An 18,447-nucleotide genomic window follows, 5' to 3' on the forward strand; every position below is an offset into this window, starting at 1 on the left:
ATGTTGGAACTGCTGTTTCTGCTGCTGCCCGTTGCCGCTGCCTATGGTTGGTATATGGGGCGCAGAAGCGCGCAGCAGGACAAGCAACAGGAAGCGAGTCGCTTGTCGCGCGATTACGTAGCCGGCGTAAACTTCCTGCTTTCTAATCAGCAGGATAAAGCGGTCGATCTCTTCCTGGATATGCTGAAAGAAGACAGCGGCACCGTCGAGGCACACCTGACGTTAGGCAACCTGTTTCGCTCGCGTGGCGAGGTCGATCGCGCCATCCGCATCCATCAGGCGTTAATGGAAAGCGCCTCCCTGACTTACGATCAGCGCCTGCTGGCCGTACAGCAGCTGGGACGCGACTATATGGCGGCCGGGTTTTACGATCGTGCGGAAGAGATGTTTAGCCAGCTCACCGATGAAACGGACTTTCGCGTCGGCGCGCTGCAGCAGCTGCTGCTGATCCATCAGGCGACCAGCGACTGGCCGAAAGCTATTGAGGTCGCCGAGCGGCTGGTGAAGCTGGGCAAGGAGAAGCAGCGGATGGAGATCGCGCACTTCTACTGCGAGCTGGCGCTGCAGGCGATGGGCAGCGACGATCTCGATCGCGCCATGTCGCTGCTGAAAAAAGGCGAATCCGCCGACAGACAAAGCGCCCGTGTTTCGATCATGATGGGCCGCATCCATATGGCGAAAGGCGACTATGCAAAGGCGGTCGGCTTTCTGCAGCGCGTTATCGAGCAGGACAAAGAGCTGGTCAGCGAGACGCTGGAGATGCTGGAAACCTGTTATCAGCAGCTGCAGCAGCCCGAGGCTTGGGCGGATTACCTTAAACGCTGCGTCGAGGAAAACACCGGCGCGGCGGCGGAACTCTATCTTTCTGATGTTATAGAGAAGGACGAGGGCGGCGAAGTGGCGCAGGTCTATATCAATCGCCAGCTACAGCGCCATCCGACCATGCGGGTGTTTCATCGCCTGATGGATTATCACCTGCATGAAGCGGAAGACGGCAGGGCGAAAGAGAGCCTGATGGTACTGCGGGATATGGTCGGCGAGCAGATCCGCACCAAGCCGCGCTACCGCTGCCAGAAGTGCGGATTTACCGCGCACGCGCTCTACTGGCACTGTCCTTCCTGTCGCGCCTGGTCGTCGGTCAAGCCTATTCGTGGCCTGGACGGGCAATAAAGCAGAGGCCGGTTATTTAGCCGGCCTTTACTACGCTGCCTGTACGGCAGTGAACCTAATACACCATAATGCGATTACTTCCCTCTCTTTCTAAGCTGCCTGTGCGGCAGTGAACCCGCGCGTCATGCAGTCGTTTTCCAGCGAAATTTTCTAAGCTGCCTGTACGGCAGTGAACAGCGCACCTTAATTATCCGCCAATCTCTTTATTATCGCCTTTGCATCGCCTTTGCATCGCCTTTGCACAGATGCAGAGGCATATTTCGTCTTGCTTATCATTACACCTTACAAGCTAAGCTGGCGTGACGCTTTGTCATTCCGGTATAGCGCTGAGAACGGCTTTCAACCGTACCCGAACAACGCAACGAAACGGTGCAGGTTCAGGATCACATAGCTATATAGTTACAACATACTAAGATAAACCAGTCAACTAACTCTTTCCAGCGGCAGCAGCGCCCGATAAGTCAGGCAGCATACCAGGGAAAAAACGTCGCTAAACTGTGAATTTAGCGGCGCCGCAGGTAGAATGCTTGCCGTTTATCTCCTGCACCCGGCGGTGCGCTATCTCAGAGGATTTTCCTATGCAAACATCTCACGGCTCCCGGATTCTGGTCGCGCTGGACTACGCTAATCACGCCAGCGCGATGGCTTTTGTCGACCGTATCGATCCGCGCAGCTGCCGCCTGAAAGTTGGCAAAGAGATGTTTACGCTGTTTGGCCCTCAGCTGGTGCGGGATTTACAGCAGCGTGGCTTTGAGGTCTTCCTCGACCTGAAATTCCATGATATTCCCAATACCACCGCCCATGCGGTAGCTGCGGCGGCCGATCTTGGCGTCTGGATGGTCAACGTCCACGCCAGCGGCGGCGCACGGATGATGAATGCAGCTCGCGAAGCGCTGCTGCCGTTTGGCAAAGATGCGCCGCTGCTGATTGCCGTTACCGTACTCACCAGCATGGAAGCCGAGGATTTGCGCGGCATTGGTATTGAACTGTCGCCAGCCGACCATGCGGAACGTCTGGCGCGTCTGACCCAACAGTGCGGTCTGGACGGCGTGGTGTGCTCCGCTCAGGAGGCCCGCCGCTTTAAACAGGCGCTTGGCGACGCATTTAAACTGGTTACGCCCGGCATTCGCCCCGCAGGCAGCGAAGCCGGCGATCAGCGTCGCATTATGACACCGCAGCAGGCGCTGCAGGCAGGCGTCGACTATATGGTGATTGGTCGTCCCGTTACCCAGGCCGCCGATCCGGCTGCGGCGCTTAACAACATTCTCGCATCGCTTCAGGAGGCGTAATGACCAACAACAGCCGTCTGGTTTATTCCACCGAAACCGGACGTATCGACGAACCGAAAGCGGTCGCGCAGCGGCCAAAAGGCGACGGCATTGTACGTATTCAGCGTCAGACCAGCGGCCGTAAAGGCAAGGGCGTTTGCCTGGTGACGGGCGTGGATCTGCCCGATGCGGATCTGGAAAAACTGGCGGCCGAACTGAAGAAAAAGTGCGGCTGCGGCGGCGCGGTAAAAGAGGGCGTGATTGAAATTCAGGGCGACAAGCGCGATCTGCTGAAAACGCTGTTAGAAGCTAAAGGTATGAAAGTGAAGCTTGCCGGCGGCTGAAACAACAAGGCCGCATTCGCTGCGGCCTTGATTGCATCTGTTGCGCTCGCTTAGCGGCTGATCTGGTGGCCGATAATCCCGCCAACCGCAGCGCCGCCTACGGTGCCCAGACCGCTGCCGTTAGAGAGAATAGAGCCGCCGATAGCGCCCGCGCCCGCGCCGATAGCGGTATTACGATCGCGTTTCGACCAGTTTGAACATCCGCTTAACGAAAGCACCAGAGTGGCGGCCAGCAGGCCAGCGGTAATACGTTTAGTTGTTACTGACATAGTCACTTCTCCATCATTGCTGCTGCAGGAATAACGCTATAAGTATAGTGGCGAACCCCTCGTTAAGAGCCGGGGCGCGCCTGTTTATTAGCGATTTATCTCACGAAAATTAAACATCGCCGACATATATCGCGACCCCTGAAAAGGGATTTGTGAAGCAGTGCTTATACATTTGTTAAGTTTTAGACTTATTTGTGTAAAGCTATTGCTGGCACGTATTCTAAGCATAGACGATCCTCTTCACAGGTAAAAAATCTTAATTTTCCGCCGTTTTGCGTAATACCCAGCTGATTTCTGCCACGCATCCAGCTATTGCCTCCATACCCTGACGCGCTACCTGCGAGGACAATAGTGAAAAACAGCGGGAGAAACCAAATGCTGGAAGAACTGAAACAACAGGTGCTGGAAGCCAACCTGGCGCTGCCGCGTCACGGGCTGGTGGTTTTTACCTGGGGTAACGTAAGCGCGGTAGATCGCGAGCAGGGCCTGATGGTGATCAAACCTTCCGGCGTCAGCTATGAGCAGATGAAGCGTGAAGATATGGTGGTGGTCGATCTGCAAAGCGGCGAAGTGCGGGAAGGTGATATGCGGCCTTCTTCCGATACCGATACGCATCGCGCGCTCTATCTTGCCTGGCCGGAAGTAGGCAGCATTGTCCATACGCACTCGCGTCATGCCACTATCTGGGCGCAGGCGGGTAGAGAAATCCCGGCCTGGGGCACCACGCATGCCGATGACTTTTACGGCGCTATTCCCTGCAGCCGACAAATGACCCCGGAAGAGATCGCTTCCCGTTATGAATGGGAAACCGGGCAGGTTATTATCGAAACGTTCCGCGAGAAAGATTTAGACCCGCTGGCGATCCCGGCCATTCTGGTCAACTCTCACGGGCCTTTTTGCTGGGGAAAAACGCCGGAAAAAGCCGTTCACGCGGCGGTAGTGCTGGAAGAGGTGGCTTATATGGGCATTTACAGCCAGATGCTGACGCCTGTGTTGCCGGCTATTCAACAGCCATTACTGGACTGCCACTATTTACGCAAGCACGGCAGCAGCGCCTGGTATGGACAGATAAAATAATTTAATCAGAAACGGTAACGTTATTTACCCCAAACTTTCCTCGCCGTAAATCCTTTATTTTTTTATCGCCTCGTTGGCTATTTAGTCAGCGGGGTAAAAATAATTTACCTTTAAAATCAAACGAAAGTTCAGCCTTCCCGCACTCTGCATTACGCTTGTGGCGCGCTATCGCGCACCCATAAACAGAGGACGAGAATATGACCGTAATTAATCAGACCACCTGCAGGCTGTTTAGCGAAGCTGGACAAACCACTCAACTTTCAGCTTATTACGAAGAAGGACGGCGCACTTTATGGATGATGCTACGCGCGCAGCCGCGACCCAGTTTTAATCACGAATTAATCGAGGAGATAATGAACCTGAGCTATGCCGCGCAGCGCTCCGGCTTACCGATCGATTTTTGGGTCACCGGCTCGCTGGTGCCGACGATGTTCAACGCTGGCGGCGATTTGGGCTTTTTTGTGGAATGCATCAAAAATGGACGTCGCGAAGCGCTGCGTGCCTATGCGCGCGCCTGTGTGGATTGCATCCACGCGGCGGCGCGCGGGTTCGATACTGGCGCGGTGACTATCGCCATGATCGAGGGCAGCGCGTTGGGCGGCGGATTTGAAGCCGCGCTGGCGCACCATTTTATTCTGGCGCAGGACACGGCCCGCATGGGCTTTCCGGAAATCGCTTTCAACCTGTTTCCGGGCATGGGCGGCTACTCGCTGGTGGCCCGTCGTTCGGGCATGAAGCTGGCGGAAGAGCTGATCTACGAAGGCGAGTCGCATTCCGCAGAATGGTTTGAAACCCGAGGACTGGTGGATCGCCTGTTTCAGCCGGGCGACGGCTATCAGACTACCCGCACCTTTATTGATACCATGAAGCCGAAACTCAACGGCGTCAGGGCGATGTTAAAGGCGCGTCAGCGCGTACTGCAGCTGACGCGGGCGGAACTGATGGATATCACCGAGGATTGGGTTGATTTCGCCTTCTCCATAGAGCCTAAGGATATCGCCTACATGGAAAGACTGGTACAGCTGCAGAACCGCCACAGCGCGCAGGTGATGCGCAAAGCGGGTTAAGCGCCGGCGTAGCGGTTAGCCAGCCATTGCTCCAGCGCGTCTGCGGGCATAGGCCTGGCGTATAAAAATCCCTGGCGAGCGTCGACACCGCTCGCCATTATAAACTCCTCTTCCTCTGGCGTTTCGATGCCTTCCGCAATCACCTGCAGATTAAGCGCTTTGGCGACCGCCACAATCGCCCGCACCAGCGATTGTGAAACCGGCTGGCTGTTGACGCCGCGAATAAAGCTCTGATCCAGCTTGATGGCGTTAATCGGCACGCGCGCCAGCTGTGAAAGCGAAGAGTAGCCGGTGCCAAAATCGTCCAGATGCACTTCCGCGCCGAGCTCACGGAACTGCGCCATCAGCGCCAGCGCCTGCTGTTCGTTTTCGATCAGGCTGCTTTCGGTCAGCTCAATATCAATGGGGCAGTGTGTCAGCTCCGCTTTATCCAATGCATGCTTCAGGTCGGCATAGATGCTTTCATCAATCAGCTGCCGCGGCGAGACGTTGACGGCCACGCGCAGATTGATGCCTTTTTTGCGCCAGGCCATTATCTGCGCCAGCGCGTTCAGCATCACCCAGCGACCGAGCGGGACAATCAGTCCCGACTCTTCGGCGTAAGAGATAAAGTCCGCTGGCGACACCAGGCCGCGCTCGGGCGAAATCCAGCGCACCAGCGCCTCAACGCTGTGTACTTCACCGGCACGATTCAGTTTGGGCTGATAGTGGAGGATCAGCTGATTTTGCTCCAGCGCCTTGCGCAGATTGGTGTCCAGCCAGAGATACTCAAACACGCGCTGATTCATTTCGGCGGCGAAAATGCAATATTTACTGCGTCCGCTCTCTTTCGCCGTGTACATAGCCGTATCCGCGTTGCGGATCAGGCTTTCGCGATCTTCGCCGTGCTGCGGGCTGAGCGCGATACCGATAGAGCAGCCCGAATAGACTTCGATCAGGCCGATGCGGAAAGGCTGCCGCAGGCGCTCGAGGATGCGCGAGGCCATCGCCTCCAGGCCTTCCTGAGTTGCGCCAACGGCCAGCACCAAAAACTCGTCGCCGCCCAGCCGCGCCAGCGTCTGATCCTTCGCCAGGCAGCTTAGAATCGCCAGCGACACCGCTTTCAGCAGCTGATCGCCAAACATATGGCCATAGGCGTCGTTGACCTTTTTAAAATTGTCCAGGTCAAGATAGACGATGCCGATCTGCTGCTGTACATCCTCGGCCAGCGCCTCCGCAATAGCGTTATTGATCGCGTTGCGGTTCGGCAGGCCGGTAATGCTGTCGGTGTTCGCCAGCACGCGCAGCCGCTCCTGCGCACGACGCTCTTCCGTAATATCGGTGCCTGAGCAAATCAGGTAAATTTCATTTTTGCCGCTGCCGCTGTGCACAAACTTGTTTCGGAACAGAAATAAACGCTGGCCCTGGCGCGTTTTGACCCAGCGCTCTACCTCATACGAGCTGCCGTCGCGGAAAAAACCGCTGATATTGCGGCGCGAAGAGGCCGCTTCCTGACGCGTCATAAACAGCTGAAAAACGTTGCGGCCGATCACTTCCTGCTCTTTCAGGCCGGTATACTCCTCGCTTTTACGGTTAAAGCGCTGAATATTGCCGCGCTGATCAAGGATCACGATCACCGAGTTGGCTTCCGACACCACCTGTTCGGCAAACGAAAGGCCCAGCGCCAGATCGCGCGCCACGCTTTCGGTATCGCCCCAGGCAGAGGCGCTGCCCGCCCATTCAGACTGGTTGACGCGGCGGCCGACCAGATGCATAGGCAGCGGTTCGCCATACATCGACACCGTCAGATTGACGCTGGAGGTGATTACCGTCATGGCGCGCAGCAGATTAGCCTGGGAAGGCGTCAAAGGGATGACCACATGCGTGTCAGCCGATTCATCCTCGGCAAACAGCAGCGCGTCGCTGTCGGCCTTCAAACGCCAATGAGGGCTGTTAGTACCAAACCAGGTATAAAGTAACGATTGCCCTTGCTCATCGGTCATCAGATTTCTCCCTGGAGGATGCTTTTACAGGCTGTATCTTCTTATTTTAGCAACAGTATTCGGCAAACAGGATAATCTCAAGCGCAATGTTTAAGATATTTTTTATGTCGGAAATTAACCGTGGATAAAAAAGCCCCGATCGGGCGATCGGGGCGGACTTCAGCAGGGGCATTTTCCCACTTTTCCGGCGGTGGAGGGAAAGCGGGCTTCAAGGCAGTAACGGTGGAACTCCTTTTCCGTCATAGGTTTATTCAGGGGATGATGCAGCTGCATATGCCGCAGATAGGTCTGGTAATCCTGTACGCCGACCATTAGCCGAAAACACTGCGCCAGCCGCGACATTAACAAACGTAACGTTAATGACTCTTTTGTGACTGTCGCCGTTATGGGGCGGCAGCGGATGACCCGCAGTTCGTTTTTCGGGGGTGATGAAAACACGGCTTTAGCCATGGCGCGCCTCGCTTCGCAGGGAAATCTCAGCTTCATGTACCGTCGGCCGCTGGCTATTTAGCGCACGACGAATGACGAAAAAGGCGGCAATCAGCATCGTGATGGCGACCAGCATAAAAAAGGCGCAGAGCGCGGCGTTGATCTGATTACTGAAGACGATGGTCTGCATGTCCGCTACAGTTTTGGCTGGTGCTATGATCGTGCCGTTTTCAATGCCTTTGGAGAACTTTCTGGCCTGAGCGAGAAAGCCGATTGCCGGTTTTTCGTGGAAGATTTTTTGCCAGCCTGCATACATAGAGGTAATAAAAATCCATGCCGTCGGCAGAAGGGTTACCCAGGCGTAGCGCTGCTTTTTCATCTTAAACAGCACCACGGTGCCGAGGATCAGCGCCATAGAGGCCAGCATCTGGTTGCCGATGCCAAACAGCGGCCATAGCGTATTGATGCCGCCAAGCGGATCGCTCACGCCCTGATAGACAAAAAATCCCCAGCCGGCGACGGCGACAGTGGTGCCGGCCATATTGCCCAGCCACGAGCGGTTGTTCGCCAGCGAAGGCACTACGGTGCCGACAAGATCCTGCACCATAAACCGGCAGGCGCGTGTACCGGCGTCCACGGCGGTCAGGATAAACAGCGCTTCGAACAGAATGGCGAAGTGATACCAGAACGCCATCATGGCACGGCTGTTAAACACGTCAGTAATAATGTGCGCCATACCGACGGCGAAGGTCGGCGCGCCGCCAGCACGCGACAGAATCGTTCCTTCACCAACATCTCTGGCGATGCCGCTCAGCATTTCCGGCGTCACCACAAAGCCCCAGCCGTTAATGGCCTGCGAAGCGGATTCCACCGTGGTGCCGATCAGCGCGGCAGGCGAGTTCATGGCAAAGTAGACGCCGGGCTCGATAATCGAAGCGCAAATCAGCGCCATAATAGCGACGAACGACTCCATCAGCATCGCGCCGTAGCCGATCATGCGAATATGGCTTTCGCGCTCGACCAGCTTGGGCGTGGTGCCGCTGGAAACCAGCGCGTGAAAACCTGAGATCGCGCCGCAGGCGATAGTGATAAACAGGAAGGGAAACAGGCTACCGGAAAACACCGGCCCGCTGCCGTCGATAAAGCGCGTAACGGCAGGCATTTTCATTTCGGGCATGGCGAACAGAATGCCGATGGCCAGGCCGATAATCACGCCGATTTTCAGAAAGGTGGAAAGATAGTCACGCGGCGCCAGCAGCAGCCACACCGGCAGCACCGAAGCGACAAAGCCGTAGATCACCAGTACCCAGGTCAACGTAGTGCCTTTCAGAGTGAAAAAAGGCCCCCAGAACGGATGCTGAGCGATGCTGCCGCCGTAAACGATCGCCGCCATCATCAGCACAAAGCCGATCAGCGACACCTCCGCAATTTTCCCGGGCCGCAGAAAGCGCATATAAACGCCCATAAACAGCGCGATAGGAATAGTGGCGGCGATGGTAAACAATCCCCACGGACTGTTAGCCAGCGCTTTTACCACGACCAGCGCCAGCGCGGAGAGGATAATAATCATCACGCCCAGCGCGCCAAGCATAGTCACGACGCCGGCAAACGCGCCCAGCTCCTGTTTCGCCATTTCGCCCAGCGATCGTCCGTCGCGACGGGTAGAGATAAACAGGATCAAAAAGTCCTGAACCGCGCCTGCCAGCATCACGCCGATCAGGATCCACAGCGTACCGGGCAGAAAGCCCATCTGCGCCGCCAGGATTGGCCCAACCAGCGGCCCGGCGCCGGCGATAGCCGCAAAATGGTGGCCGAACAGCACCCATTTATTGGTCGGGACATAATCCAGCCCGTCGTTCAGCCTTTCAGCCGGCGTCAGCCGCCGGTCGTCCAGCTCAAATACGTTTTTAGCGATAAAGCGACTATAGAACCGCCACGCGATGCTGTAACAGGCAACGGCGGCGACCACCAGCCAGAGCGCATTTACCTGTTCGCCGCGGCTTAGCGCCAGCATAGCGAAGGCAATGGCGCCGACTATCGCTACGCCTGTCCAGGCGACGGCCGATTTAACCTTGATCATCACAATATTCCTTGTTATCTCTGAGAGAGGGTGAGGTTAAAGTAATGTTGATATTTTCTTAGCGAAAGCAGCGCAACAGAGAAGTGTGAGGCGGGCGGTTTTTTCGGCATGACGCGACGATTGCGCTGACCGATTATCGAATAGCGGCTAAGGCGCTTTGGCACCCTTAGCCGAAGCAAAGGGCAATGGCCCTTATCAACCTGGAGTCCGACATGAGCAAAAATGTGGTTATCACCGGCGCGAACAAAAGTATTGGCTATGAAACGGCGCGTCAGCTGGGGCAGAGCGGCTATCGCATCTGGCTGGGCTGTCGCAACGAAGAGCGCGGTCGGGCGGCGGTTGCCGCGCTGGCGGCCGACAATATCGACGCACGCCTGGTCATCATGGACGTGACTCAGCCTGACAGCGTTCGCGCCGCAGCGGAACGCATTCGCGAAGAGGACGGCAGGCTGGACGTGCTGATCAACAATGCGGGCATTCCGGGCGCGCAGCTGGTCGCGCCCAGTACGCAAAGCATCGATGATATTCGCAGCGTCTATGAAACCAACGTATTTGGCGCGATTCAGGTTACTCAGACCTTTTTACCGCTGCTGAGGGCCGCAGGCGAAGCCAGGATTGTCATGGTCAGCAGCGGCTTAGGCTCGCTGAACTGGGTTTCCGATCTCGATCATCCTTATTCCGCCGTCGAGGCAGTGGGCTACACCAGTTCAAAATCCGCGCTTAATGCGGTAACCGTTGCCTTTGCCAAAGAGCTGGCGAAATACGCTATCAGCGTTAACGCCGTCGATCCCGGCTATACCGCTACCGATTTCAACGGGCATACCGGCTACAGAACGGTGGAGCAGGCAGCTTCTGGCATTGTCTGGCTGACGGAGCAGGCGGTTTCCGTTACCGGCGGCTTCTGGTTCGACGGCCAGCGCGCGCCCTGGTAAACCGGCCCTCTATACGCGCATCAACAGTTGCTGTTCAGATCGTAAAGTCTGTCTGGCGCCAGTAGCGCCTGGATAAGAGGATGATGAAATGAATGCCATGCTCAACAGCGCAAACTGCCGAACGTCCATATATTGACCGGTTCGCCGGACGGACAGATAACATTTGCTAAAGCCCTCATTCATAAGCCATGTTATTGTTCTCTCCTGCCTGTTCCTGCCGAAGACGGGGAACCTAAAACAGACCTGGATGAATTATGAATAAGATTAAAATTGCCTTCATCAAAGCCAACTGGCATGCCGACATTGTAAATAATGCCCTGACAGGCTTCAGGGAAGAATTAGCCGTACAGAACGTGGACGCGGAATTAAAAACTTTTGACGTACCGGGCGCGTTCGAGATGCCGCTGCTGGCGAAACGTTTAGCTGAAACCGGTAAATACGATGCCATCGTTTGCGCTGCGCTGGTGGTTGATGGCGGCATTTATCGTCACGACTTTGTTGCCGCTGCAGTTGTGGATGGGTTAATGAATGTACAGCTCGCCACCAACGTGCCGGTTTATTCTGTTTCGCTGACGCCGCATAATTTCCAGCCGGTTGAAGTGCTGGAGACATTCTATACAGAACACTTTATTAAGAAAGGCAAGGAAGCAGCGCGCGCCGTGCTGGCGATCCACAATCTGTCGATTGACTGATTATTATATATAAACTCAACTTCCGGTATGGGCATTCATACCGGATTTTTCCGCTCATTCCGTTGTTAAGCTATGTCGAACCCGCAATCCCTGCATTTTCCCCGCCTCACTCTCTTCAAAGAAAACAATGGGTTACATTAATACCTGGCAATCCACAGCGCAAACGTCCGCTCTTTGCTCAACACAGCCATTAAATGTGTAATCCCCTGTAGATTTTCTATTCCACATAACCCTGGCAATGAAGTCGATGATGCGCTGGAAATATCTGAGTCGACTGCAGTCTGACTCGCGAGGACTGCAACAGCAGTCCTGTGCCAGAAGCAGACAATGATTAATCCTGAGGCCAGAGGGGGTATAAGTTTAATAAGCCTCTTTCAACGCGGGCAGGCAAACGGCTTCCGACCAACTTATAACAAATAAAAATTATCGCATTTGATTTTAGGCGCACCTAACTTCAGGGAAAGGCTGTAAGCCTTCTCTTTCATTAACTTGCCTGTACCACTATCGCGCATTGATTGTGTTAAACGTGAAGAGGGGCCCGTTAAGGCCAGAGCCGCGAGCAGCTGATTTCCCTCGCCAAAAACGGGCAGAGAAAAGGCAGCGATATGCGGATCGCGCATACCGGAAGTAAAAAGCGGCAATTCCGGGACAGATTCAAACAGCCTCTCATTGAGCCCCCAATGACGAAGCACTTGCCCTATTGCTGAATTATCCAGTGGCAAACAGGTGCCCGGTAAGCGCGTTTCGCGCAATCCTTCAGATGGCTCTGCCCTGAATAAGCAAAGTCTCTGGCTGTTCTCGAGCACATACCATGTAGCGCTTTCCCCCGTTGCGGTGGCCAGCGCGTGCAGTTCAGGTTGAACGATACTTGCCAGATGAAATGACTGCTCATAGAGCTTGCCAAGATAGAGCAATCTTGGGCCAAGGGTATAAACGCCGTTGTCGCGTCTGATAACGTAGTTCATGCGTTCTAGTGAGTTCATCAGACGATAAACCGTCGTTTTATGATAACCCGAAAATTGTGCAAGGGCGGTAAGCGTCAACGCTTCTTCGCCAGGCTTAAAGCAATCCAGTAACGCCAGCGCTTTCTCAACGGCAATTACGCCTTCATTCCCCATCGGTACGTTCTCCTGTTTACGACGGTATGAGTTTACAGGGTAATTTGTGATTCACATCGTATTTACATCACAAATGAATACTTAACACTGGTGAGATCTAAATTAACATCGATATAGTAGTTTTATATTGTACAACAATGTTGTACCAGGTAAAACAAAGGGGTCAATTTATGCCACACGCAGAAAATAGTTACATTAAACGCGACGTCATTCGTGTTGCGCCTGAGCTGGTGAAACAGGCTGCTGAGTTTCAGGCTGCAATCCTTGCCGACGTTGCCGGACGGCGCGGTACGCTGCACGGTCGCATTAAGCCCGTTGCGCCCACCATGAAGGTGGCCGGTCCCGCCGTTACGGTCGAGGTGCGGCCGGGAGACAACCTTGCCATTCACGCGGCGCTCGCTATCGCTCAGCCTGGCGATGTGATCGTCGTTGACGGCAAAGGCGATATCAGCTGCGCTTTGATCGGTGAGATTATGTCCACACAGGCAGAAGCATCGGGTATTGCTGGTATTATCATCGATGGTGCCGTCAGGGATGCTGACGCCCTGTGCGCAAACGGCTTCCCGATTTTCTCCGCGGGCTTGAATCCTTGCGGCCCGACCAAGTCGATTGCGGGTCGCGTTAACTTTCCTGCTTCCGTTGCCGGTGCAGCGATCCAGCCCGGCGATCTCATCATTGGTGATATCGACGGCGTGGTGGTGTTACCGCGTGAAGCCGTTCCGGCTCTGCTCGAACTGGCACAGAAAAAGCTGGATGCAGAGAGCAAGCGTATTGCGGCCATTGGTGATGGCGACATTCGCGCGCCGTGGTTAGAAAAAGCCCTGTTTGCGGCTGGTATGTTAACCGAAGGCGAGGAATTGTAATGGCATCTTCTTATCCCGTAGTGTTGGTCACCGGCAGCGATCTGGCTGAAGAAGCGCTAAGCCTGCTTAAAGGCTTCAGCGTTGTTTATGCCGGCAAACAACCCAGTGAAGACGAATTGTACAGGCTGTGCCAGCAGCATAATCCGGTTGCCATTATTGTCCGTTACGGAAAAATAAATGCCCGTATTATGGACGCCGCTCCTCATTTGCGGGTGATTTCCAAGCACGGCAGTGGGATTGACGTTATCGATCAAAAAGCGGCGGCTGAGCGCCAGATTAGCGTTCAGTCGGCGCCCGGTGCTAATGCAGCGGCGGTAGCTGAACATACATGGACGATGATTTTAGCCTGCGCAAAAGCGGTTATCCCACTCGATCGTCGAATGCGTCAGGGGTATTGGGACAAATCTACCCATAAGTCTGTTGAACTCGAAGGCAGAACGCTGGGTCTCATTGGGCTGGGCGCCATTGGCAGTCGGGTCGCCCGCATTGGCAAAGCGTTTGGTATGAAAGTGCTTGCATATGACCCGTTCGCCAAATCCTTTCCTGACGAATGTGAATCCTCGTCGCTTGAAGGCCTGCTGCAGCAGGCGGATGTGATTTCGCTGCATTGCCCACTGACTGAGCAGACGCGGCACATGATCAACAGCGACAGGCTGAACCAGTGTAAAAAAGGCGCCATACTGGTTAATACCGCTCGCGGCGGACTGATTGACGATGAAGCTTTGTTAGCGGCACTCGATAACGGCACTGTTAGTTGGGCAGCGCTGGATAGTTTTGCTGTGGAGCCCCTTACCGCGCCACATATCTGGCAGAGCGTTGAGAATGTTATTCTGTCGCCGCATATTGGTGGCGTAAGTGATAACTCCTACGTAAAAATGGGAACAGCTGCAGCAAATAATGTCCTGAAAGTGCTGGCCGAACCAGTGAAAAGGGCAGCTACCCTGTCGTAATAAGTTCATTCGAACCACAATATTTAACGACCTTACCTGACCTGCGGGAATAAGTGTTAGTCTGCGGGTAAGGTCGATTACCCTTCCTGAAGCCACCGGTATTACGCTCACCAACCCCGGCAACGAGTATTTTCCAGACAGATAACTGTCTGAAATCTGGTTGCCCGGCAACCTGATAACCTCAATGTCTTAATGAGCAGAAAGAATGTTTTTATGTGAAGCGCTGAAAAGCTATCGTTTGGCGCGTTGACAGGCGAGAGGGAATACGTGGAAAGTATCCCGCAGGCTTTGAAGTGACTACCTGCGGGATGGTGACGTTATTTACTCAACGGCGACGCGATATTTTCGGCATCGATATTCAACGCTTTTTTACGGCCCATAATCAGTACGGCAATACCGCCGATACCACATAAAATCGCCAGCGGCACCATGGCAAGTGTATGACTGCCAGTGGCCTGGTTGATGATGCCGTAAACATTGACCATTAATCCGCCGCCAATCAGATTAGCCATTGCGCCAATGGCCGCCAGACCGGCCGCCGCCGTGGTAGAAGACATCCAGCCGGAGGCCAGCGCCCAGAAAGGCCCTTTCATGGAGTACGCACCTGTCAGCACCAGCGAAAGAATAACAACGCTGCCCATCAAACTGTTGGTGATAAAGGCGGAGAGCAGACCGCCTGCAATCAGGAAGAGCGTGAGCGCGGTATGCCAGCGGCGCTCGCCGCTACGGTCAGAACTTCTGCCCCAGACAATCATCAGGACAGAAGCCAGACCGTAAGGGATGGCGTTTACCAGGCCGGTGGTGAAGTTATCCAGACCGAAGGATTTAAGCAACTGTGGAGACCAGACGCTTAACGTTGACCCTGCCGCAGACGCACCGGCATAAATCAGCGCCATCACCCAAATATGTTTGTGGCGCAGCAGTTGCCATAAAGAAATATGGCCAATCGCTTTTTTCTTCGCATTCTCCGCTGCAAGCGTGCCATTCAACCAGGCTTTTTGTTCCTGATTTAACCAGCTGGCATCTGTAGGCCGATTATTCAGCATAAAGAAAGCGGCAATGCCTAAAATTACCGCCGGGACGCCTTCCATGATAAATAACCAGTGCCAGCCGCGCATACCGTACCAGCCATCAAGTGACAATATGGCTCCAGAGACAGGCGAGCCGATAAAGTTTGCTGCGGGAATGGCTACCATAAAGGTGGCAATTACACGGGCGCGATATTTACCCGGTATCCAGTAAGTCAGATAAAGAATCACGCCAGGAAAGAAGCCCGCCTCAGCCGCTCCCAAAAGGAATCGCAATACATACAGCGTGTTGGCGCTTTCAACAAAGGCGGTGCAGACCGAGATAATGCCCCAGGAAATCATAATGCGAGAAATCCAAATCTTCGCGCCAATTTTCTGCATCGCAAGGTTACTGGGCACTTCAAACAGGAAATATCCGACAAAGAACAGGCTACTGGCCAGGCCAAAAACGGCTTTGGAGAGCCCCAAATCTTCATTCATCTGCAGCGAAGCCATACCGATATTCCCACGGTCGATGATGGCAATCAGATAGCAGACGATAAGAAAGGGCAAAATGCGCCAGACCACCTTTCTGACCGTCTGCTGTTCGATATCGGCAGAGAAAGTCGTGATTTGCTTTTTCTCAGACATGATGATCCTCACAAGTTTGTCATAGCCTTACACGGTAAAACGTGGGGAAGGTGGTTGTTTTACTGTGTAAAACCGCAGTGTACAGAGTGAAATCATATCGCGATATTCCTTCTTTTTTGTCTGTGATTGTTATCAGGTTGTGTCTCTTGTCACAAAAAGGTATGTGATGCTTTTCATTTGTGTGATGGTGGAAGGATTTTATAGCGGGTCAGATTCTGGCCAGAGTGGGTCGATTGAACCAGCGCGCCTGCGCGGCGACAGGATAGATGCCGTTAATTCAGGTGCGGAAAGAGCAATGGCTTAACGTCGCAACAGCTATGCCTCTGCGTTTGTTGCCGGGATACTGTACAACCTCGCTGCGGCAGCATTGATTTGCCTGTTGCTGCTGATTTTGAAAAGCGCGACAAAGGGAATTGAGTTTCTGGGAAAAACAGCAGAGCAGGCGGGAGAGGACTCCCGCCTGAAAGGTCGTTAAGCGACCGGACGAGCCACGATGCTGCGGGTTTCCATGCGGACTTCCGCGATAGTGACTTCAATCAGGTCGGTGACGCGATAAGCGACTTCGCCCTTGATCTGCACCGTGCCGTTCTCCTGGCTGCAAACCAGTTCATCACGCACCGCGTGAATAAACGGCGCCGGGATAAAGGCGACAGCGCCGTTAGCGGTCAGGCGCACGCGCATCCCGCCGCGGGAAACATCGATAATCTCCGCCGCAAAGCGGGTATCGGTGCCGGCCGACTTCTGCAGGAAGCGCGAGTAGAGCCAGTCGCCCACGTCACGTTCCGCCATGCGGTTCAGGCGACGGCGCTCGCTCATCTTCACGGTGATCTCGTCCTGCGGCCGCGCAGCCGCTTCGCCTTTGATCATCGCTTTCAGCAGGCGATGGTTGATCATATCGCCATACTTACGGATCGGTGAAGTCCAGGTCGCGTAGGCTTCCAGACCCAGGCCGAAGTGCGGGCCTGGCTCGATGCCGATCTCCGCGAAAGACTGGAAACGGCGAATGCGGCTGTCGAGGAACTGGGTCGGCTGCGCGTCCAGTTCGCGACGCAGCTGGCGGAAACCTTCCAGCGTGGCGATCGCCTGCGGGTCGACCTTCACGCCGTGGTTTTCCAACACGTTGGCGGCCTGCTCGGCGTTTACCGGGTCGAAACCGTGATGAATATTGTAGATGCCGAAGCCCAGTTTCTCGCGCAGCACGGTAGCAGCGCAGATATTGGCGGTAATCATCGCCTCTTCCACGATGCGGTTGGCGATGCGGCGATGCTCGGCGATGATATCGAGCACTTCGCCTTTCTCGCCCAGCAGGAAGCGGAAATCGGGACGGTCTTTAAACACCAGCGCATGGGTCTGACGCCATTCGCCGCGCGCCAGGCACAGCTTATGCAGCAGACGGATCTGCGTGGCGATAGCTTCGCTTGTCGGCTGCCAGTCGCCGCTGTTTTCCAGCCAGTCGGAAACCTGGTCGTAAACCAGCTTGGCTTTGGATTCAATCCAGGCCGCAAAGAAGTGAATATCTTCGCCCAGCGTACCATCGGCCGCTACCGTCACGCGGCAGGCCAGCGCCGGACGACGCTCGTTGGGACGCAGCGAGCAGATATCGTCGGAGAGCTGACGCGGCAGCATCGGAATATTGAAGCCGGGCAGATAGTTGGTAAAGGCGCGCTCGGCGGCGATAGCGTCCAGCTCGCTGCCCGCCGCAACGTAAGCGGTCGGATCGGCGATAGCGATAGTCAGACGCAGTTTGCCTTCAGGCAGTTCTTCAACGTAAAGAGCGTCATCCATATCTTCCGTGCTGGCGCTGTCGATGGTGACGAAGTCCAGCGCGGTAAGATCTTCACGCTCAGGCTGCTCGGGCAGCATTTCGCCGGCCACGGCTTCCGGCGCTTCGCGCTCCAGATTGTGACGGGAAAGCGTAACCCACCACGGCGCCAGATGGTCGTCGCCGGTGGTAATAAAAGCGGTCAGTTCAGCATAAAAAGTGCGATCGCCTTTCAGCGGGTGGCGCTTCATTTCAGCGACGGCCCAGTCGCCGGCCTGGAAATCATGCTTCAGGTTGCGGTCGGGACGGCACTGAATGGCGTCTTTCAGCAGCGGATGATCGGGAATGATGGAAAGACGATCGTCTTTCTTCTGCACGCGGCCCACAAAACGCGTCAGGAACGGCTCAACGAGTTTTTCCGGATCGGCGACTTCACGATCCTTATCGGTCTGCAGCACCGCGATAATACGGTCGCCGTGCATCACTTTTTTCATAAACGGCGGCGGAATAAAATAGCTTTTCTGAGCGTCGACTTCCAGAAAGCCGAAGCCTTTTTCGGTGCCTTTTACCACCCCTTCAACACGCGGCGTCTGGGAGTGGAGTTTCTCTTTGAGCTGCGCGAGCAGCGGGTTATCCTGGAACATAATCTCAACGTTTTCGTGGCCTAAGAGCGGCAGACAGTTTTACGCGATTAACCGCGTCGCGGCAAGTAAAAAGCCCGGAAAATCGCGGGCTTTACCGCGCTTCGCCTGAGTTCGCCGCACGCTTTTTCAGCGCGCAGAGAAG

Annotated in this window: 16 protein-coding genes; 9 read left to right on the forward strand and 7 right to left on the reverse strand. The window is 54.9% G+C overall.

The genetic code is table 11. The annotated features are described in order from the left end of the window. The 3 genes from lapB to yciH all read left to right on the forward strand — a co-directional run bounded on the left by lapB (nt 1) and on the right by yciH (nt 2,782). On the forward strand, nt 1-1,170 hold the full coding sequence (lapB, locus tag MKZ79_RS03825) for a lipopolysaccharide assembly protein LapB (RefSeq protein ID WP_336140270.1): 1,170 nt from the start codon (nt 1-3) through the stop codon (nt 1,168-1,170). Between the two features lie 527 nt (nt 1,171-1,697). Beyond that, nucleotides 1,698-2,459 (forward strand): orotidine-5'-phosphate decarboxylase, encoded by a 762-nt coding sequence (gene pyrF / locus MKZ79_RS03830; RefSeq protein WP_442897122.1) that lies wholly within the window; start codon nt 1,698-1,700, stop codon nt 2,457-2,459. After that, a complete protein-coding gene (yciH, locus tag MKZ79_RS03835; RefSeq protein WP_336140272.1) occupies nt 2,459-2,782 on the forward strand; it encodes a stress response translation initiation inhibitor YciH in 324 nt (107 codons plus the stop codon). Before pyrF ends, yciH begins: the two co-directional genes overlap by 1 nt. Nucleotides 2,783-2,832: 50 nt before the next feature. Here the strand turns inward: yciH and osmB are convergent, their stop codons facing one another. Further along, complete coding sequence (gene osmB, locus MKZ79_RS03840) at nt 2,833-3,051, reverse strand: osmotically-inducible lipoprotein OsmB (RefSeq protein WP_336140273.1); 219 nt, start codon at nt 3,049-3,051, stop codon at nt 2,833-2,835. 375 nt (nt 3,052-3,426) lie between these two features. Between osmB and MKZ79_RS03845 the strand changes: the two genes are divergently transcribed. Together MKZ79_RS03845 and MKZ79_RS03850 are read left to right on the forward strand one after the other, a co-directional pair. Continuing rightward, nucleotides 3,427-4,128 (forward strand): L-ribulose-5-phosphate 4-epimerase, encoded by a 702-nt coding sequence (locus tag MKZ79_RS03845; RefSeq protein WP_336140274.1) that lies wholly within the window; start codon nt 3,427-3,429, stop codon nt 4,126-4,128. A gap of 197 nt (nt 4,129-4,325) precedes the next feature. Further along, complete coding sequence (locus tag MKZ79_RS03850; RefSeq protein ID WP_336140275.1) at nt 4,326-5,195, forward strand: crotonase/enoyl-CoA hydratase family protein; 870 nt, start codon at nt 4,326-4,328, stop codon at nt 5,193-5,195. On the opposite strand, the gene pdeR is transcribed toward MKZ79_RS03850, so the two are convergent. From pdeR to MKZ79_RS03865, 3 genes are all read right to left on the reverse strand, one after another. Then, complete coding sequence (pdeR, locus tag MKZ79_RS03855) at nt 5,192-7,177, reverse strand: cyclic di-GMP phosphodiesterase (protein ID WP_336140276.1); 1,986 nt, start codon at nt 7,175-7,177, stop codon at nt 5,192-5,194. The two genes, MKZ79_RS03850 and pdeR, sit on opposite strands and share 4 nt — an antisense overlap. Before the next feature lie 159 nt (nt 7,178-7,336). Beyond that, complete coding sequence (locus MKZ79_RS03860; protein WP_336140277.1) at nt 7,337-7,627, reverse strand: YbdD/YjiX family protein; 291 nt, start codon at nt 7,625-7,627, stop codon at nt 7,337-7,339. Beyond that, nucleotides 7,620-9,686 (reverse strand): carbon starvation CstA family protein, encoded by a 2,067-nt coding sequence (locus tag MKZ79_RS03865; protein ID WP_336140278.1) that lies wholly within the window; start codon nt 9,684-9,686, stop codon nt 7,620-7,622. Before MKZ79_RS03865 ends, MKZ79_RS03860 begins: the two co-directional genes overlap by 8 nt. A gap of 212 nt (nt 9,687-9,898) precedes the next feature. On the opposite strand from MKZ79_RS03865, the gene MKZ79_RS03870 reads away from it, so the two are divergent. Both MKZ79_RS03870 and MKZ79_RS03875 read left to right on the forward strand, forming a co-directional pair. Then, nucleotides 9,899-10,618 carry an SDR family oxidoreductase gene (locus MKZ79_RS03870; RefSeq protein WP_336140279.1) on the forward strand — a complete coding sequence of 240 codons (720 nt, stop codon included), beginning with the start codon at nt 9,899-9,901 and terminating at the stop codon, nt 10,616-10,618. A 254-nt stretch (nt 10,619-10,872) separates the two neighbouring features. Then, on the forward strand, nt 10,873-11,310 hold the full coding sequence (locus MKZ79_RS03875; protein ID WP_336140280.1) for a 6,7-dimethyl-8-ribityllumazine synthase: 438 nt from the start codon (nt 10,873-10,875) through the stop codon (nt 11,308-11,310). 407 nt (nt 11,311-11,717) lie between these two features. On the opposite strand, the gene MKZ79_RS03880 is transcribed toward MKZ79_RS03875, so the two are convergent. Then, on the reverse strand, nt 11,718-12,428 hold the full coding sequence (locus MKZ79_RS03880; protein WP_336140281.1) for an IclR family transcriptional regulator: 711 nt from the start codon (nt 12,426-12,428) through the stop codon (nt 11,718-11,720). Nucleotides 12,429-12,598: 170 nt separating this feature from the next. On the opposite strand from MKZ79_RS03880, the gene MKZ79_RS03885 reads away from it, so the two are divergent. Both MKZ79_RS03885 and MKZ79_RS03890 read left to right on the forward strand, forming a co-directional pair. Further along, nucleotides 12,599-13,291 carry an RraA family protein gene (locus MKZ79_RS03885; protein ID WP_336140282.1) on the forward strand — a complete coding sequence of 231 codons (693 nt, stop codon included), beginning with the start codon at nt 12,599-12,601 and terminating at the stop codon, nt 13,289-13,291. Further along, nucleotides 13,291-14,241 (forward strand): hydroxyacid dehydrogenase, encoded by a 951-nt coding sequence (locus tag MKZ79_RS03890; RefSeq protein WP_336140283.1) that lies wholly within the window; start codon nt 13,291-13,293, stop codon nt 14,239-14,241. Before MKZ79_RS03885 ends, MKZ79_RS03890 begins: the two co-directional genes overlap by 1 nt. A 317-nt stretch (nt 14,242-14,558) precedes the next feature. Here MKZ79_RS03890 and MKZ79_RS03895 read toward each other — a convergent pair whose 3' ends face one another. Both MKZ79_RS03895 and MKZ79_RS03900 read right to left on the reverse strand, forming a co-directional pair. Next, on the reverse strand, nt 14,559-15,899 hold the full coding sequence (locus MKZ79_RS03895; RefSeq protein WP_336140284.1) for an MFS transporter: 1,341 nt from the start codon (nt 15,897-15,899) through the stop codon (nt 14,559-14,561). Nucleotides 15,900-16,370: 471 nt separating this feature from the next. Next, on the reverse strand, nt 16,371-18,305 hold the full coding sequence (locus tag MKZ79_RS03900; RefSeq protein WP_336140285.1) for an exoribonuclease II: 1,935 nt from the start codon (nt 18,303-18,305) through the stop codon (nt 16,371-16,373). Nucleotides 18,306-18,447 lie beyond the last annotated feature (142 nt).

The sequence above is a fragment of the Erwinia sp. CGal63 genome, from assembly GCF_037026505.1.
Classification (GTDB): domain Bacteria; phylum Pseudomonadota; class Gammaproteobacteria; order Enterobacterales; family Enterobacteriaceae; genus Erwinia.

Coding starts and splice junctions, on each gene's coding strand:
- MKZ79_RS03890 (WP_336140283.1), top strand. CDS start 13,291: ATGGCATCTTCTTATCCCGTAGTGTTGGTCACCGGCAGCGATCTGGCT.
- yciH (WP_336140272.1), top strand. CDS start 2,459: ATGACCAACAACAGCCGTCTGGTTTATTCCACCGAAACCGGACGTATC.
- lapB (WP_336140270.1), top strand. CDS start 1: ATGTTGGAACTGCTGTTTCTGCTGCTGCCCGTTGCCGCTGCCTATGGT.
- MKZ79_RS03895 (WP_336140284.1), bottom strand. CDS start 15,899: ATGTCTGAGAAAAAGCAAATCACGACTTTCTCTGCCGATATCGAACAG.
- pdeR (WP_336140276.1), bottom strand. CDS start 7,177: ATGACCGATGAGCAAGGGCAATCGTTACTTTATACCTGGTTTGGTACT.
- MKZ79_RS03875 (WP_336140280.1), top strand. CDS start 10,873: ATGAATAAGATTAAAATTGCCTTCATCAAAGCCAACTGGCATGCCGAC.
- MKZ79_RS03880 (WP_336140281.1), bottom strand. CDS start 12,428: ATGGGGAATGAAGGCGTAATTGCCGTTGAGAAAGCGCTGGCGTTACTG.
- MKZ79_RS03860 (WP_336140277.1), bottom strand. CDS start 7,627: ATGGCTAAAGCCGTGTTTTCATCACCCCCGAAAAACGAACTGCGGGTC.
- MKZ79_RS03885 (WP_336140282.1), top strand. CDS start 12,599: ATGCCACACGCAGAAAATAGTTACATTAAACGCGACGTCATTCGTGTT.
- MKZ79_RS03865 (WP_336140278.1), bottom strand. CDS start 9,686: ATGATCAAGGTTAAATCGGCCGTCGCCTGGACAGGCGTAGCGATAGTC.
- osmB (WP_336140273.1), bottom strand. CDS start 3,051: ATGTCAGTAACAACTAAACGTATTACCGCTGGCCTGCTGGCCGCCACT.
- MKZ79_RS03845 (WP_336140274.1), top strand. CDS start 3,427: ATGCTGGAAGAACTGAAACAACAGGTGCTGGAAGCCAACCTGGCGCTG.
- MKZ79_RS03870 (WP_336140279.1), top strand. CDS start 9,899: ATGAGCAAAAATGTGGTTATCACCGGCGCGAACAAAAGTATTGGCTAT.
- MKZ79_RS03900 (WP_336140285.1), bottom strand. CDS start 18,305: ATGTTCCAGGATAACCCGCTGCTCGCGCAGCTCAAAGAGAAACTCCAC.
- MKZ79_RS03850 (WP_336140275.1), top strand. CDS start 4,326: ATGACCGTAATTAATCAGACCACCTGCAGGCTGTTTAGCGAAGCTGGA.